13 protein-coding genes are annotated in these 15585 nt (G+C 63.3%); 10 read left to right on the top strand and 3 right to left on the bottom strand.

What is annotated here, in order from left to right; translation table 11 throughout:
* The first annotated feature begins 1 nt into the window (after position 1).
* The 8 genes from BMY84_RS04700 to BMY84_RS04735 all read left to right on the top strand — a co-directional run bounded on the left by BMY84_RS04700 (position 2) and on the right by BMY84_RS04735 (position 10239).
* On the top strand, positions 2-463 hold the full coding sequence (locus tag BMY84_RS04700; protein ID WP_093081077.1) for a PaaI family thioesterase: 462 nt from the start codon (positions 2-4) through the stop codon (positions 461-463).
* Positions 460-1572: a cell division protein ZapE gene (gene zapE / locus BMY84_RS04705; RefSeq protein WP_093081079.1), complete on the top strand. Its 1113-nt coding sequence runs from the start codon at positions 460-462 to the stop codon at positions 1570-1572. Before BMY84_RS04700 ends, zapE begins: the two co-directional genes overlap by 4 nt.
* A gap of 321 nt (positions 1573-1893) precedes the next feature.
* A complete protein-coding gene (mdh, locus tag BMY84_RS04710) occupies positions 1894-2856 on the top strand; it encodes a malate dehydrogenase (protein ID WP_093081082.1) in 963 nt (320 codons plus the stop codon).
* 102 nt (positions 2857-2958) lie between these two features.
* Positions 2959-3843 (top strand): succinate--CoA ligase subunit alpha, encoded by an 885-nt coding sequence (gene sucD / locus BMY84_RS04715; protein WP_093081085.1) that lies wholly within the window; start codon positions 2959-2961, stop codon positions 3841-3843.
* Positions 3844-3930: 87 nt separating this feature from the next.
* Positions 3931-6726 carry a 2-oxoglutarate dehydrogenase E1 component gene (locus BMY84_RS04720; RefSeq protein WP_093081087.1) on the top strand — a complete coding sequence of 932 codons (2796 nt, stop codon included), beginning with the start codon at positions 3931-3933 and terminating at the stop codon, positions 6724-6726.
* Between the two features lie 8 nt (positions 6727-6734).
* Positions 6735-7982: a 2-oxoglutarate dehydrogenase complex dihydrolipoyllysine-residue succinyltransferase gene (gene odhB / locus BMY84_RS04725; protein ID WP_093081090.1), complete on the top strand. Its 1248-nt coding sequence runs from the start codon at positions 6735-6737 to the stop codon at positions 7980-7982.
* Positions 7983-8090: 108 nt separating this feature from the next.
* A complete protein-coding gene (gene lpdA, locus BMY84_RS04730) occupies positions 8091-9491 on the top strand; it encodes a dihydrolipoyl dehydrogenase (protein WP_093081092.1) in 1401 nt (466 codons plus the stop codon).
* Positions 9492-9627: 136 nt separating this feature from the next.
* Positions 9628-10239, top strand: coding sequence for an SMI1/KNR4 family protein (locus BMY84_RS04735; protein ID WP_093081095.1), 612 nt, complete (start codon positions 9628-9630; stop codon positions 10237-10239).
* Positions 10240-10263: 24 nt separating this feature from the next.
* Here BMY84_RS04735 and BMY84_RS04740 read toward each other — a convergent pair whose 3' ends face one another.
* The 3 genes from BMY84_RS04740 to BMY84_RS04750 form a co-directional block, all read right to left on the bottom strand.
* Positions 10264-11427 carry a GGDEF domain-containing protein gene (locus BMY84_RS04740; RefSeq protein ID WP_093081097.1) on the bottom strand — a complete coding sequence of 388 codons (1164 nt, stop codon included), beginning with the start codon at positions 11425-11427 and terminating at the stop codon, positions 10264-10266.
* A 274-nt stretch (positions 11428-11701) separates the two neighbouring features.
* Positions 11702-12463, bottom strand: coding sequence for an enoyl-CoA hydratase/isomerase family protein (locus BMY84_RS04745; RefSeq protein WP_093081100.1), 762 nt, complete (start codon positions 12461-12463; stop codon positions 11702-11704).
* The gene (locus BMY84_RS04750; RefSeq protein WP_177203894.1) at positions 12460-13158 is read right to left on the bottom strand and encodes an HAD family hydrolase; all 699 of its coding nucleotides are present in this window, start codon (positions 13156-13158) and stop codon (positions 12460-12462) included. Before BMY84_RS04750 ends, BMY84_RS04745 begins: the two co-directional genes overlap by 4 nt.
* A gap of 149 nt (positions 13159-13307) precedes the next feature.
* Between BMY84_RS04750 and glmU the strand changes: the two genes are divergently transcribed.
* Both glmU and BMY84_RS04760 read left to right on the top strand, forming a co-directional pair.
* Positions 13308-14603 (top strand): bifunctional UDP-N-acetylglucosamine diphosphorylase/glucosamine-1-phosphate N-acetyltransferase GlmU, encoded by a 1296-nt coding sequence (gene glmU, locus BMY84_RS04755; RefSeq protein WP_256215098.1) that lies wholly within the window; start codon positions 13308-13310, stop codon positions 14601-14603.
* A gap of 141 nt (positions 14604-14744) precedes the next feature.
* Positions 14745-15581 (top strand): metallophosphoesterase, encoded by an 837-nt coding sequence (locus BMY84_RS04760; protein ID WP_371262402.1) that lies wholly within the window; start codon positions 14745-14747, stop codon positions 15579-15581.
* The last annotated feature ends 4 nt before the right edge of the window (positions 15582-15585 follow it).

Genomic DNA, 15585 nt, shown 5'->3' on the forward strand with positions numbered 1-15585 from the left:
GTTGACGAGCGACGGCGTTGCGGGCGGGAAACCGCTGACCGAAGGGAAATGGGCGGGCTGGGCCGCATGGTCCGACCCGCGTCCCGATACCTTCCTGCAGGCGATCGGCCGTGGCTATATGCGCGGCGAGAGCGCGACGAAGGCGCTGGTGGGTCTGGAAACGCGCTCCAGCCATCGCAATCGACTCGATTCGCTGCATGGCGGCTTTCTGGCCGCCTTTGCCGACCATGCCTATTTTGGCGGCCTGTGGGCGATGGGCCATGTCGAGCAGATCAATGGCGTCACCATCGACCTGTCCATGCAATATCTGGGATCGGGCAAAGTCGGGCCGGACCTGTTCGCCGAAGTCGAGTTGCTGCGGGAAACCGGGCGGCTGATGTTTCTTCGGATGCTGATCACGCAGGATGGTCAGCCGGTTGCGGCGTCGACCGCCACGTTGCGCAAGGCCCCCACCCCGAAATGACCCATGTGATTGCCCGCTATGATGCGTTGGTGCAGGCTGGCGAATTGCGGGCAGACCCAGACCAGCGGGCCGCAGCCGAACGACTCGACCGGTTGCAGCAGGAACTGGAAGCGGCGCCGGCGCGCGGATCGACGCTGTGGAAGCTGCTGCGCAAGGCGCCGGAGCCGCCCCGAGGCCTCTATATGTGGGGTGGCGTCGGGCGCGGCAAATCGATGCTGATGGACCTGTTTTTCGACACGGTGCATGTCCAGCGCAAGAAGCGCGCACATTTCCATGAATTCATGCTCGACGTGCATGCGCGCCTTGCCGAGGCGCGCAAGTCGGAGACGGGCGATCCGATCCCGCCGGTGGTCGAGTCGCTGGCGGAGGAAGCGCGGCTGCTGTGCTTTGACGAGATGGTCGTCAATAATATGGCGGATGCGGCGATCATGTCGCGGCTGTTCACCGGCCTGCTGGAAAAGCGGGTGACGATCGTCACCACGTCCAACCGCGAACCGGACGAACTCTACAAGAACGGCCTCAACCGCCAGCTCTTCCTGCCCTTCATCGACCTCATAAAGGTGAAGCTGGACGTGATGACGCTGAACGGTCCGGTGGATTATCGGCGCGACCGGCTGGGCGACTCGAAATTATGGCATGTGCCCAATGGTCCGGAGGCGACCAGGGCGCTGTCCGAGGCGTTCTTCCGCCTGACCGACTTTTCGGTCGAGGATCGGGCCAAGGTGCCGTCGGAAGAGATTGTCGTGCAAGGCGGGCGCACCATGCATGTGCCCAAGAGCCTGAAGGGCGTCGCGGTCTTTTCCTTCAAGCGGTTGTGCGCGGAGGCGCGGGGCGCGCCCGACTATCTGGCGATCGCGCGCAAATATCATACGGTGATCATCGTCGGCATCCCGGTGTTGGGGCCGGAAAATCGCAATGAGGCGGCGCGCTTCGTGACGCTGATCGACTCGCTGTATGAATATAAGGTCAAGCTGCTGGCATCCGCCGATGCGGAGCCGATGCGCCTCTATCCCGAAGGCGACGGGGCGTTCGAGTTCGAACGCACGGTGTCGCGCCTGATGGAAATGCAGTCGGACGACTATCTGGCGCTGGGCCACGGCCCCAAATAAAGTCTTTATCGCAAACAGTTCATCGCCGGGCGGAATCCGTCCGTCCGATGTTGCGCGTGCCGTTCATCTGAACGCAATTTTCTTGATGGAAACAGGTCGGGTGCTTTCGATCACGAAAGCACCCGACAGGATACCTCTGCAGGGAAGGCCACGAACCAGGGTAGGAGTTCGTAGCGACAGGGTGTGAATCGGCCTTAATGCAATTGCGAACGAATTGCAAAGATAATTTGCATATCAGGGATTTCGCCGTTGAAACCCCGGTCCGAAGGGCGTAGGCGAACCAGCAATTCCAGTAGTTCAAGACTTGGAGGATGATTGCATATGGCCCGTAACAAGATCGCGCTCATTGGCGCTGGCAATATCGGCGGCACTCTCGCGCATCTGGCGGCTCTCAAGGGCCTGGGTGACATCGTATTGTTCGACGTCGTCGAAGGCGTGCCCCAGGGCAAAGCGCTCGACCTGTCGCAGTGCGCGTCGGTCGAAGGGTTCGACGCGAAGATCACCGGCTCCAACGATTATGCCGACATTGCGGGCGCGGACGTGATCATCGTCACCGCCGGTGTCGCTCGCAAGCCGGGCATGAGCCGCGACGACCTGCTGGGCATCAACCTGAAGGTCATGAAGGCCGTGGGCGAGGGCATCGCCGCCAACGCGCCCGACGCCTTCGTCATCTGCATCACCAACCCGCTCGACGCGATGGTGTGGGCGCTGCGCGAATTTTCGGGCCTGCCCGCCAACAAGGTCGTCGGCATGGCCGGCGTATTGGACAGCTCGCGTTTCAACCACTTCCTCGCCGAAGAATTCGACGTGTCGGCCAAGGACGTCACCAGCTTCGTTCTGGGCGGCCATGGCGACACGATGGTTCCGGTCATCGAATATTCGACCGTTGCCGGCATCCCCGTTCCCGACCTCATCAAGCAGGGCCGTTCGACGCAGGAGCGCATCGACGCCATCGTCAAGCGCACTCGTTCGGGCGGCGGCGAGATCGTCGCGCTGCTCAAGACCGGTTCGGCCTTCTATGCGCCCGCCACCAGCGCGATCGCCATGGCTGAAGCCTATCTGGGCGACAAGAAGCGCCTGCTGCCCTGCGCCGCGAACCTGACCGGCCAATATGGCATCGACAATCTCTATGTCGGCGTCCCGGTCATCATCGGCAAGGACGGCGTCGAGCAGGTCATCGAAATCGACCTGAACGACGAAGCCAAGGCGAATCTTCAGGTGTCGGTCGACGCCGTCAAGGAATTGCTGGAAGCCTGCAAGGGTATCGATCCCTCGCTCGCCTGAGCCAAATATCCTGCACCGGTCCGTTCCAGGTAAGTGCGCAGCCTGGAACGGGTCGACTTCTAGACCCCAAGTGCCACTTCCACAGCAGATAAAGGGACACGCATGTCCATTCTGGTGAACAAGAACACCAAGGTCATCACTCAGGGTATGACGGGCGCCACCGGCACCTTCCATACCGAACAGGCTCTCGCTTACGGCACCCAGATGGTCGGTGGCGTGACGCCGGGCAAGGGTGGTTCGACCCATATCGGCCTGCCGATTTTCGACACCGTCGCCGAAGCCAAGAGCAAGACCGGCGCCGACGCTTCGGTCATCTATGTTCCGCCGCCATTCGCGGCTGACTCGATCCTGGAAGCGATCGACGCGGAAATCCCGCTGATCGTCGCGATCACCGAAGGCATCCCGGTTCTGGACATGGTTCGCGTGAAGCGCGCTCTGTCGGGCAGCAAGTCGCGCCTGATCGGCCCGAACTGCCCCGGCGTCCTGACCCCCGGCGAATGCAAGATCGGCATCATGCCCGGTTCGATCTTCTCCAAGGGTTCGGTCGGCGTCGTGTCGCGTTCCGGCACCCTGACCTATGAAGCCGTGTTCCAGACCACCAATGCGGGCCTGGGCCAGACCACGGCCGTAGGCATCGGCGGTGACCCGGTCAACGGCACCAACTTCATCGACGTGCTGGAACTGTTCCTGGCCGACGACGCAACCGAATCGATCATCATGATCGGTGAAATCGGCGGCGACGCGGAAGAGCAGGCTGCCCAGTTCCTGATCGACGAAGCCAAGAAGGGCCGCAAGAAGCCGATGGCCGGCTTCATCGCGGGCCGCACGGCGCCTCCGGGTCGTCGCATGGGCCATGCCGGCGCGATCGTGTCGGGCGGCAAGGGCGACGCGGAAAGCAAGATCGCAGCGATGGAAGCGGCCGGCATCAAGGTTGCTGCCAGCCCGTCCGAACTGGGTTCGACGCTGGTCGAAGTGCTGAAGGGCTAAACAGCCCCTATATAGAGCGGCCGGGCTGCACCCCGGCCGCTATTTTCCCGCTCCGCGACTGCACGCGGCTGGGATGGGACAAGGGTAATGGGTTACGAGAACCAGGAATTCGAGATAGAGCGTGGCCCAAGCTGGGCGCGTGACAACTGGCCGCTGAGCGACACCGACGATCTGACCGGGGCGATGGACCCCACCCAGATGCAGGTTGCCGTGAAGGCCGCCGCCAAGGCTGTTGGCAAGGCCGTGTCGGATGCCGACGCCGTTGCCGCAGCAGACGATGCCATCCGTGCACAGATGCTGATCCGCACCTATCGCGTGCGTGGCCATCTGGCTGCCAATCTCGATCCGCTGGGCCTGACCAAGCGTGACCTGCCGGCGGACCTTACCCCCGAATATCACGGCCTGACCGACCTTAACAAAAAGGTCTATCTGGGCGGCTCGCTGGGCGTGCAATATGCGACCGTGGCGGAAATCGTCGCGATCCTGCGCGCCAATTACTGCGGCAATGTCGGCCTTGAATATATGCACATCGCCGACGTGGAGGAGCGCCGCTTCCTTCAGGATCGTCTGGAAGGCAAGGACAAGGAAATCATCTTCACGCCCGAGGGCAAGAAGGCGATCCTGGCCAAGGTCATTCAGGGCGAGCAATATGAAAAGTTCCTGGGCCGCAAATATGTCGGCACCAAGCGTTTCGGCCTGGACGGTGGCGAGTCCATGATCCCCGCGCTGGAAGCGGTCATCAAATATGGTGGCCAGTCCGGCGTGCGCGAGATCGTGTTCGGCATGGCCCATCGTGGCCGTCTGAACGTGCTGGCCAATGTGATGGCCAAGGGCTTCCGCGTCATTTTCCATGAATTTTCGGGCGGCACCGCCAACCCCGAAGACGTGGGTGGATCGGGCGACGTGAAGTACCATCTGGGTACGTCGACCGACCGTGAGTTCGACGGCATCAAGGTCCACATGTCGCTGGTCCCCAACCCGTCGCATCTGGAAACGGTCGATCCGGTCGTTCTGGGCAAGGTTCGCGCGCAGCAGACCTTCCGCGACGATCTGGGCAAGCATGACCAGGTCCTGCCGGTGCTGATCCACGGTGACGCCGCCTTTGCGGGTCAGGGCATCGTTTGGGAATGCCTCGGCTTCTCGGGCGTGCCCGGTTACAATACCGGCGGCTGCGTCCACTTCATCATCAACAACCAGATCGGTTTCACCACCAGCCCGCAATTCTCGCGCGGCTCGCCCTATCCGTCGGACGTGGCGAAGGGTGTTCAGGCGCCGATCCTGCACGTCAATGGCGATGATCCCGAAGCCGTGACCTTCGCGACGAAACTGGCGATGGAATATCGCCAGACCTTCCATCGCGACGTCGTGGTCGACATGTGGTGCTATCGCCGCTTCGGCCATAATGAAGGCGACGAGCCGGGCTTCACCCAGCCGCTGATGTACAAGGAAATCCGCCAGCATCCGCCGGTCAGCGAAGTCTATGCTTCGCGCCTGAAGACGCAGGGTGTGGTGGACGATGCGTTTGTTGCTGGCGCGACCGACGAATTCGTCGCGCATCTGGAAGACGAGTTCGAAGCGTCCAAGAGCTATAAGTCGAACAAGGCGGACTGGTTCGCCGGTCGCTGGTCGGGCCTGCACAAGCCCGCCGACGCGGAAACCGCGCGCCAGAGCGTGGATTCGGCGATCAGCACCAAGCTGTTCGATGGCCTCGGCAAGACGCTAACCACCGTCCCCGAAGGGCTGAACGTTCACAAGACGCTGACGCGCGTGCTCGCTGCCAAGGCAGAGATGTTCAAGTCCGGCGAGAATTTCGACTGGGCGACCGGTGAGGCTCTGGCCTTCGGCTCGCTGCTGTCGGAAGGCTATGGCGTCCGCCTGTCGGGTCAGGACTCGGGTCGCGGCACCTTCAGCCAGCGTCACGCCGTCTGGACCGATCAGGACAGCGAAAACAAATATATCCCGCTGTCGACCGTGCCGCATGGCCGGTTCGAGGTGCTGGATAGCCCGCTGTCCGAATATGGCGTGCTGGGCTATGAATATGGCTATGCACTGGCCGATCCGAAGAGCCTGGTGATCTGGGAAGCGCAGTTCGGCGATTTCGCCAACGGTGCGCAGATCATCTTCGACCAGTATATTGCGTCGTCGGAAACCAAGTGGCTGCGCTCCAACGGGCTCGTCTGCCTGTTGCCGCACGGCTATGAAGGGCAGGGTCCGGAACATAGCTCGGCCCGTCTGGAACGCTTCCTTCAGCTGTGCGCGGAAGGCAATATCCAGGTCGCGAACATCACGACCCCGGCCAATTACTTCCACGCGCTGCGTCGCCAGATGCTGCGTCCGTTCCGCAAGCCGCTGATCATCATGGCCCCCAAGTCGCTGCTGCGGCACAAGGGTGCGGTCAGCAAGGCCGAGGACTTCCAGGGCGAAACCCAGTTCAAGCGCATCCTGTCCGATCCCAACGGGTCGGCCGACAAGGATACCAGGCGTCTGGTTCTGTGTTCGGGCAAGGTCTTCTACGACCTGATGGATGCCCGCGACGCCGCCGGCGACAAGGACGTCCAGATCGTTCGTATCGAACAGATTTATCCGTTCGCGACCGACGCATTGGCCAAGCGGATCGAGCGCATGACCAATCTGGAAGAGATCGTCTGGTGTCAGGAAGAACCGCGTAACAACGGCGCATGGTTCTTCGTGGAACCCTATATCGAGGAAGCTCTGGCCAAGGCTGGCAAGGCGCCGATGCGCGCCCGCTATGCTGGTCGCAAGGCGTCCGCCTCGCCCGCTACGGGTCTGGCGTCGCGCCATGTGTCCGAACAGGGTGCCCTCGTCGCCGATGCGCTGGGTCACAGCGTTCGTGAAGAAATCCGTCGCCAGAAGAAAGGCTGATCAAGCTCATGGCTACCGAAGTTAAAGTCCCGACTCTGGGCGAATCCGTTACCGAAGCAACCGTGGGCCAGTGGCTCAAGAAGCCCGGTGAAGCCGTCAAGGCCGACGAGCCCATCGTCAGCCTGGAAACCGACAAGGTCGCGGTCGACGTGCCCTCGCCGGTCGCCGGCGTCCTGGGCGACATCATCGCCAAGGAAGGCGACACGGTCGAAGTCGGCGCGCTGCTGGCTTATGTGAATGCGGGCGGCGCTGCCGCTGCACCGTCGGCCCCGGCCGCTGCCCCCGCCGCCAAGGCGGAAGCCGCTGCCCCGGCGCCGGCTGCATCGGCCCCGGCCGCTGCCGACGACGAAGACGGCGGCAACCTGACCTTGTCACCGGCGGTTCGCCGTCTGGTGCTGGAACATGGCCTTGACCCCAGCAAGATCAAGGGCACCGGCAAGGACGGCCGCCTGACCAAGGACGACGTCACCGCTGCCGTCGCTGCCGGCACCGCCAAGGCTGCTGCCGGTGCGGTTGTTGCTGCGCCTGCCGCCGACGCCCCGGCCGCTGGCCCCAGCCGCAAGCAGGAACGGGTCAAGATGACCCGCCTGCGTCAGACCGTCGCCAAGCGTCTGAAGGAAGCGCAGAACACCGCTGCGCTGCTGACGACCTATAACGACGTCGACATGACCAACATCATCGAGGCGCGCGCCAAATATAAGGACCTGTTCGAAAAGAAGCATGGCGTCCGTCTGGGCTTCATGGGCTTCTTCACGAAGGCCGTCTGCATGGCGCTTCGCGACATTCCGGGCGTGAATGCGCAGATCGAAGGCGACGAGATCGTCTATAACGACTTCTGCGACATCTCGGTCGCCGTGTCGGCGCCCACGGGCCTCGTCGTGCCGGTCATCCGCAATGCGGAAAGCCTGAGCGTCGCTGACATCGAAAAGACCATCGGCGGCTTTGGCAAGAAGGCCAAGGAAGGTAAGCTGACCATGGAAGATATGAAGGGTGGCACCTTCACCATCTCCAATGGCGGCGTGTTCGGCTCGCTGCTGTCCAGCCCGATCATCAACCCGCCCCAGTCGGGCGTGCTGGGCCTGCACCGTATCGAGGACCGTCCGGTCGTCCGCAATGGTGAGATCGTGATCCGTCCGATGATGTATCTGGCGCTCAGCTACGATCATCGCATGGTCGATGGTCGCGAAGCGGTGACCTTCCTCGTCGCGGTCAAGAACGCGATCGAAGATCCGACCCGCTTGCTGATCGACCTGTAACACTTACATTCTAACGTCACCCCGGCGCGAGCCGGGGTGCCCCCTTGTTCTTGCAGAAGAAAAGGGAGATGCCAGCCTTCGCTGGCATGACGGAAAGAGGAAAATCCCATGTCCGATTTCGATTATGACGTCCTGGTAATCGGCGCTGGCCCCGGTGGCTATGTCGCCGCGATCCGCGCGGCGCAGCTTGGCCTCAAGACCGCCTGCGCCGAAAGCCGCGAAACGCTGGGCGGCACCTGCCTCAATGTAGGCTGCATTCCGTCCAAGGCGCTGCTGCATGCGTCGGAACTCTATGACGAAGCCGCCAATGGCGCGCTCGCCAAGCTGGGCGTCAAGATCGACAAGATGTCGCTCGACCTGCCCACCCTGCAGGGCCAGCGCGTTGACGCGGTCAAGGGCCTGACCGGCGGCATCGAATATCTGTTCAAGAAGAACAAGGTGACCTGGCTCAAGGGTCTGGCCAGCTTCACCGGTGCCAACACCGTCGAAGTGAACGGTGAAAAGGTGACGGCAAAGAATATCGTCATTGCCACCGGTTCGTCGGTTGCGCCGCTGCCGGGCGTGGCGGTCGACAATGCGGGCGGCAAGATCGTCGATTCGACCGGCGCGCTGGAACTGGACAAGGTTCCCGATCATCTGGTCGTCGTCGGTGGCGGCGTGATCGGTCTGGAACTGGGCAGCGTGTGGAAACGCCTGGGCGCCAAGGTGACTGTGGTCGAATATCTCGACCAGATCCTGCCCGGCATGGACGGCGAAGTCCGCAAGGAAGCCAACAAGATCTTCAAGAAGCAGGGCTTCGAATATAAGCTCGGCACGAAGGTCACGGGCGCGGAAGTCGGCAAGAAGGGCGTGACCCTGACCGTCGAACCGGCCGCCGGTGGCGACGCTGAAAAGATCGAGGCCGATGTCGTCCTCGTGTCGATCGGCCGCCGTCCCAACACCGAAGGTCTGGGCCTCGACAAGATCGGTCTGGAACTGAACGCCCGTGGTCAGATCGAAACCGATCATGAGTTCGGTACGAAGGTTCCGGGCGTCTGGGCGATCGGCGACGTGATCCCCGGCCCAATGCTGGCGCACAAGGCCGAAGACGAAGGCATTGCCGTCGCGGAAAACATTGCCGGCCTGACCGGCATCGTGAACCACGACGTGATCCCCTCGGTCGTCTATACCAAGCCGGAAATCGCGGGCGTTGGCCTGACCGAGGAAGCGGCCAAGGAAAAGGGCGCGATCAAGGTGGGCAAGTTCCCGATGCTGGCGAACAGCCGCGCGAAGACCAATCATGAGCCGGACGGCTTCGTGAAGATCATCGCCGACGCCGAAACCGACAAGGTGCTGGGCGTGTGGATCATCGCCACCGTCGCCGGTACGATGATCGCACAGGCGGCGCAGGCCATGGAGTTCGGCGCGTCGAGCGAAGACATCGCCTATACCTGCCATGCGCATCCGACGCACAGCGAAGCGATCAAGGAAGCGGCCATGGCCGTGCGCGGCAAGCCGATCCATATGTGATCGGTTCGCTATCTGCGAAGCTAAGGAAGGGGCCTCCGCATTGCGGGGGCCTTTTTCTTTTGGGATGATGGGATTTGCCGAACCGAGCAAGGACAGGTTGATTGACTGATCTGCGAGGCCGCGCCACCGTGACGGCATGAACGAACCGACTTTCGCGCATCGACTGCTTCAATATGATGATGCGACGTCTCTGGCTCTGACGAACGGGGCGCGGTTTATCCGAAAGCTCCCCGACGATCGCTCGCTTGGATATCTGCATAAACTTTTCCCGGCAGTCACGGATCGTCAACTTGACGAACTTGAGGAGGCTTTGGTCCGGCCAATCCCTGTGGCCTATCGCGCGTTTCTGCTATGGTCCGATGGTGCCTGCTTCTTCGATAACAGCATCTATCTATATGGTTTTGCAGAGAACCAGGCGAGAAGCCTGGAGCCGGTGGATCAGACTGCAATTTCCATAAGGCAGGAAAACCAACTTTTTTCCGTGGCGGAGTCCGAGCGCTGGTCGGCAGGATGGATGAAGGTCGGCAATACAGTCGCATGGAGCAGCAAAGTTGATCTGTTGCTCCATGAAGATGGTGCCTGCGCGATTATAGGGGTGACAGGTTCCCATGTCGCAGGATCATTTGATGAAGCCATCCACCTTTTGCTTGATCGGATAGGCCCATGCTTTTCTGGTGATGGTCTAATCGACCGCGATTATGCCAACTTGGAGGCCGGCTTGGCCAGTTTGGTGCGTCCAGCCAACTGATCGCACTGTAAGCCAAGTGTCCGCTCAAGCCCGCCGCAATTGCCCGTCCGTTGCGGGCACCGCATCGGGCACGGCCAGTGCGCGGCGGACGCAGAGGCGGTTGCGGCCGGTCTCCTTCGCTTCGTAGAGGGCGCTGTCGGCGCGGGCGATGGCGTCGTGGATGGACGGGTCGGCGCGGTGCAGGGTGGTGAGGCCGAAGCTGGCGGTGAGCGGGCGGGGGAGGCCGAGGCGGGCGGCGCCCTGTTCGGCGAAATGCAGGCGGACCGCATCGGCGATACGGGCGGCGGTGGCGGCGTCGGTTGCGGGGAGGAAGAGGATGAATTCCTCTCCGCCGAAACGGGCAATGATGCTGTCCGCAGGCGCCAGGGTGCGCAGCATGTCCGCCAGCGTCACGATCACCCGGTCGCCCAGGGCATGGCCATGCGTGTCATTGACCGATTTGAAATGATCGATGTCGCAGGCGATCAGGCTGCCGCCCTTGCGCCTTTGCCGCACGATCCGGTCATCGAAGCCGCGCCGGTTGAGCAGGCCCGACAGCGGATCGACATGGGCGTCGTGGCGATAGCGGGCGAGCAGGTCCAGCACGCAGGCGGCGAGGGCCGACAGGGCCAGGAACAGGCCGAACATGCAGGCCAGCGCCTGCATCAGGAAGGCATATTCGCTGTCGCGGAAGGGGACGCCGCCGGTCAGCGTCAGCGAGACGGTGCTGCCGCGCACCAGATTGTCGAGCGCGACGAGGACGGCGGCGGCATAAAGGGCGCGATCGGGCGCGCGACGCAACTGGCCGTGGATGGCGACCAGCGGCAGGGAAATGAGCAGGAAGCAGCCGAAATCGGACGATACCAGTTCCAGTGGCAGATTATCGGTCCATAAAGCGAGGGCGCAGAGCAGGACCGATCCGCCCCAGATGCCGATGCGAAGCCGCAGCATCCAGCCCGGTCGCCAGCGATCGAGCAGGGCCTGGCTGAACAGCAGGAAGCCGGTGGCGAACAGCAGGTCGGCAACCACGCCCCATAAATGGGTCGGCAGCGCCTGAAAGGCGACGGGCACGGCAAAGCCGCCCGCCACGCAAAAGAAGGCGCCGCTCCACCAGCCGGCGCCCCGCGCCCCCCATCCCCAGACGATGAGGAAGGCGACTCCGAAGCTGGCCATCATGATGGGCAGGAAGAAGGCGAAATTCTCACCCACTTGGGGGTTATGTCCTTGGAAGAGGCGGTGAACCGCAATGTGGCGGGCAGGCTATCGCGGGATGCTTAACAAAAGGTTTTGGTGGAGCATCGTACGTTAAACTGACCCGTTCGCCCTGAGTGGGGACTGAGCTTGTCGAAGGCCCGTATCGAAGGGTCTTGCGTGACCAATCCTTCGATACGCCGCTTCGACTTCGCTCAGCGGCTACTCAGGACGAACGGCGGGTGGTCCAGATTTAGTGCCATACGCTTTAAGCGCAACGGGCCTGTTGGGATCAGAAATCGGGGCGCCGTTTTTCCCGGAAGGCCGCGACGCCCTCCGCAAAGTCCGGGAGGGTGAAGGCGTCGCGGAACAGCGCCAGCGTGGCGGCATCGTCATCCGCCTGCCCGTCCAGGATGCGGCGGATGATCGCCTTGGACGATCGCACGCTATGCTGGGCATTGGCGGCGATGGTGTGGGCGAGGCTGTCGGCCGCCGCCAGCGGATCGGTAGCGATCTGATCGATCAGGCCGATGGCCAGCGCCTCGTCGGCGTCATGCAGCGCGCCGGTGAAGAGGATTCGTTTTGCGTGGGCAGGGCCGACCAGATCGACCAGCAATTTGGTGTCGAACAGCGAATAGACAATGCCCAGCTTCGCCGGGGTGATGCCGAGGCGCGATGCGGGCGAAGCGATGCGCAGGTCGCTGGCGATGGCCAGGCCGCATCCGCCGCCCACGCAATCGCCGTCGATCGCGGCGATCACCGGCTTTTCGGCGTGGGTGAGGGCATATTGGCTGGAGCGGATCGCGGCCTGATTGGCGACGCGCCAGTCTGCGTCGGCCGAGCAGGCGGCAAATTCGTTGATGTCCGCGCCCGCGCAGAACAGGCCGGGCGTGGCGGAGGCGAGGATGAGGACGCGGACTGTATCATCGGCCATGGCTTCGCCGACGAGGACAGGCAGTTGCGTCCACATCGCCTGTGTCATGGCATTGCGCCGGTCGGGCCGGTCGACCAGCAAGCGTGCGATCGGTCCGTCCCGTTCCAGACGGAGAGTCATGCGGGCCAGCGTTCCAGCAGCGGCAGCAGTTCGTCGAAATGGTGGATCACCGCGTCGGCCGCCAGATTTTCCACCGGGCCGTCGAGAAAGCCGAAGCTGACAGCGACATTGGCGATGCCGGCATTTTTCGCGCCGGCAATGTCGTTGATCGTGTCGCCGATGAAGATGGTGCGGCCGCCGCCCGCGCGCGCGATCATTTCATGGATCGGGGCAGGATCGGGCTTGGACACGCCCACCGTGTCGCCCGCGATGATGCTGGCGAAGCGTTCCGACAGGCCCAACTGGTGCATCAGCGGGATGGTGAAGCGTTCCGCCTTGTTGGTGCAGATGGCGAGCTTCACGCCGCGCGCCGCCAGCGTATCCATCGCCGCCATCAGGCCGGGATAGGGCAGGGAATGGAGGGCGAGATTCTGCTCATAATAGTCCAGCAGGATCGGCAGCAGCGCCGTCAGCGTCGCATCATCATAGCCGCCCGACGCATCGAGCGCGCGCTGGAGCATGATCTTCGCGCCCTTGCCGACGAAGGGATGGATCGCCGCGACCGGGAAGGCAGGGCGGCCGATCGTGCCGATCGCATAATTGACCGCCGCGGCCAGATCGCCGCTGGTGTCGATCAATGTCCCGTCCAGGTCGAACCCCACAATGTCGAAGGGAATCGAGGAGGACGGGATGCTGTTCGGATTTCGCGATGCCATGCTGCGCCATGCCGCGCCGACGGTGGCAATGGCAAGTCAAACATGGCAGAGGGCATGTCTGTTCACCGCTTCTAATCCGGGATTTGCCGCAAGTGACCGCTAACCGCCCTCTCGCTGTCGTCATCCTTGCCGCCGGGCAGGGCACGCGCATGAAATCTGCCCTGCACAAGGTGCTGCACCCGATTGCCGGGCGGCCGATGCTGCTGCACCTGCTGGCGAGCGTGGCCGAACTGGCGCCCGAGCGGCAGGTGGTCGTGGTCGGCGCGGGGCGCGAGCAGGTGGAGAAGGCGGTGGCCGGCACTGGCGCGATCGTCGCGGTGCAGGAACAGCAACTGGGCACCGGCCATGCAGTGGCGCAGGCGCATGATGCGCTGGCGGGTTTTGCGGGCGATGTGCTGATCCTCTATGGCGACGTGCCGCTGGTGAGCGCGGCCACGATGCGGGCGATGCTGGATCGCCTCAGCCGGGGCGACGAGCCGCGCGCGGTGGTGCTGGGTTTCCGCCCTGACGATGCCGCCGCCTATGGCCGGATCATCGCCGACGGGCAGAGCATCATCGGGAAGATGGTCGAGTATAAGGACGCGAGCGAGGATGAGCGGGCCGTCACCCTGTGCAATAGCGGGCTGATGGCCGTGCGGTCGACCGACCTGTTCGTGTTGCTGGACCAGATTGGCAACAATAATGCGGCGGGTGAATATTATCTGCCCGATATCGTCATGCTGCCTGGCGGCACGAGCGCTGTGATCGAGACGGAAGCGTGGGAAGTGGCGGGCGTGAACAGCCGGATCGAACTGGCGGGCGTGGAATCCATGTGGCAGGCGCGCCGTCGGATTGATGCGATGCGCGAGGGCGTGACTCTGGTGGCGCCGGAAACGGTGTTCTTCGCGCATGATACAGTGCTGGGCCGCGATGTGGTGGTGGAGCCGAATGTCGTGTTCGGGCCGGGCGTGAGTGTGGCAGACAATGTCGTCATCCACGCCTTTTCCCATCTGGAGGGCGCGACGATTGCGAGCGGCGCGGATATCGGTCCCTATGCGCGGCTGCGGCCGGGCGCGGATATCGGACCCAAGGCCAAGGTCGGCAATTTTGTCGAGATCAAGAAGGCGACGCTGGGTGAGGGCGCGAAGGTCAATCACCTGTCCTATATCGGCGACGCGAGCGTGGGGGCGGGGACCAATATCGGCGCCGGCACCATCACCTGCAATTATGACGGCTATTTCAAATATAAGACGGAGATTGGCGCGGGGGCCTTCATCGGTTCCAACAGTGCGCTGGTCGCTCCCGCGAAGATCGGCGACGGGGCGATCGTGGCGGCGGGCAGCGTGGTGACGCGGCCGGTGGAAGCGGATTCGCTCTGTCTCGTTCGGCCGGAGCAGGTCGGCAAGGTCGGCTGGGCGGCCGCTTTCCGCGCGCGGATGCAGGCGAAGAAGAATGCGAAGGGATAGGGCCGCCTTCGCCCTCACCCTGATCGGCGCCTTCGCGCCTCTTTCCCTCTCCCGGCGGGAGAGGGAAGGGGCCTGCCGCCGCAGGCGGTGGGAAGGGTGAGGGCGAGGAGCGGCGCAGGCGGTCGGCGCATCCGCAACATTCTGCTTTCCCTTCTCGCACTGTGTCTTTGCATCGTCGGTTTTCTGGGCTGGCTGCTCCACAATGCGGGGGCCATGCCGATCGTGCAGCGGGCAGAGATCGTGCTGCCTTTTCCCGCCGATGCCCCCGCCAGGCCGCTGACCGTCGCGCTGCTGACCGACACGCATTTATCGGGGCCGGATAACAGCCCGGAGCGGATGCGCCGGATCGTGGCGCAGATCAACGGGCTGAAGCCTGACCTCATCTTGCTGGGCGGCGATTATATCGGCGATGACAAGGGCGGGGCGACCTATGATGCGCGGGCGAGCATCGCACCCTTTGCCGGGCTGCGCGCGCCGATGGGCGTGGTCGCGGTGCTGGGCAATCATGACAGCCGCAGCAAGCTCAATCGACGGGCGCTGAACGGGCCGGACTGGCAGGCGGCCTTTGCGCGCATGGGCATCACCCTGTTGCAGGATGGCGCGGTGCGGCGCGGGCCGCTGGCGATCGGCGGGCTGAAGGACATCTATACGCGCAAGATCGACATGGCAGGCACGCTGGCGGCAATGGCGAAGATCGGCGGCGCGCCGGTCATCCTGTCACATGGGCCGGACGTTTTTCCGCTGCTGCCGGACAAGGCTTCGCTGACGCTGGTCGGCCATACCCATTGCGGGCAGGTCGCCATGCCTTTCATCGGCGCCATCTATGTGCCGTCAAAATATGGCACCCGCTATGCCTGTGGCCTGTATCGCGATGGCGACAAGGCGATGATCGTCGCAGGCGGGGTGGGCACCAGCGGCCTGCCGTTCCGCATGTTCGCGCCGCCGACAATCTGGCTGATCACCATTCGGCCTCGGTGAGCGC

This window comes from Sphingobium sp. AP50 (assembly GCF_900109095.1).
Classification (GTDB): Bacteria; Pseudomonadota; Alphaproteobacteria; order Sphingomonadales; family Sphingomonadaceae; genus Sphingobium.

Excerpts from the sequence above, each read along its gene's own strand:
- zapE (WP_093081079.1), top strand. The coding sequence starts at position 460 with ATGACCCATGTGATTGCCCGCTATGATGCGTTGGTGCAGGCTGGCGAA.
- mdh (WP_093081082.1), top strand. The coding sequence starts at position 1,894 with ATGGCCCGTAACAAGATCGCGCTCATTGGCGCTGGCAATATCGGCGGC.
- sucD (WP_093081085.1), top strand. The coding sequence starts at position 2,959 with ATGTCCATTCTGGTGAACAAGAACACCAAGGTCATCACTCAGGGTATG.
- BMY84_RS04720 (WP_093081087.1), top strand. The coding sequence starts at position 3,931 with ATGGGTTACGAGAACCAGGAATTCGAGATAGAGCGTGGCCCAAGCTGG.
- odhB (WP_093081090.1), top strand. The coding sequence starts at position 6,735 with ATGGCTACCGAAGTTAAAGTCCCGACTCTGGGCGAATCCGTTACCGAA.
- lpdA (WP_093081092.1), top strand. The coding sequence starts at position 8,091 with ATGTCCGATTTCGATTATGACGTCCTGGTAATCGGCGCTGGCCCCGGT.
- BMY84_RS04735 (WP_093081095.1), top strand. The coding sequence starts at position 9,628 with ATGAACGAACCGACTTTCGCGCATCGACTGCTTCAATATGATGATGCG.
- BMY84_RS04745 (WP_093081100.1), bottom strand. The coding sequence starts at position 12,463 with ATGACTCTCCGTCTGGAACGGGACGGACCGATCGCACGCTTGCTGGTC.
- BMY84_RS04750 (WP_177203894.1), bottom strand. The coding sequence starts at position 13,158 with ATGGCATCGCGAAATCCGAACAGCATCCCGTCCTCCTCGATTCCCTTC.
- glmU (WP_256215098.1), top strand. The coding sequence starts at position 13,308 with ATGAAATCTGCCCTGCACAAGGTGCTGCACCCGATTGCCGGGCGGCCG.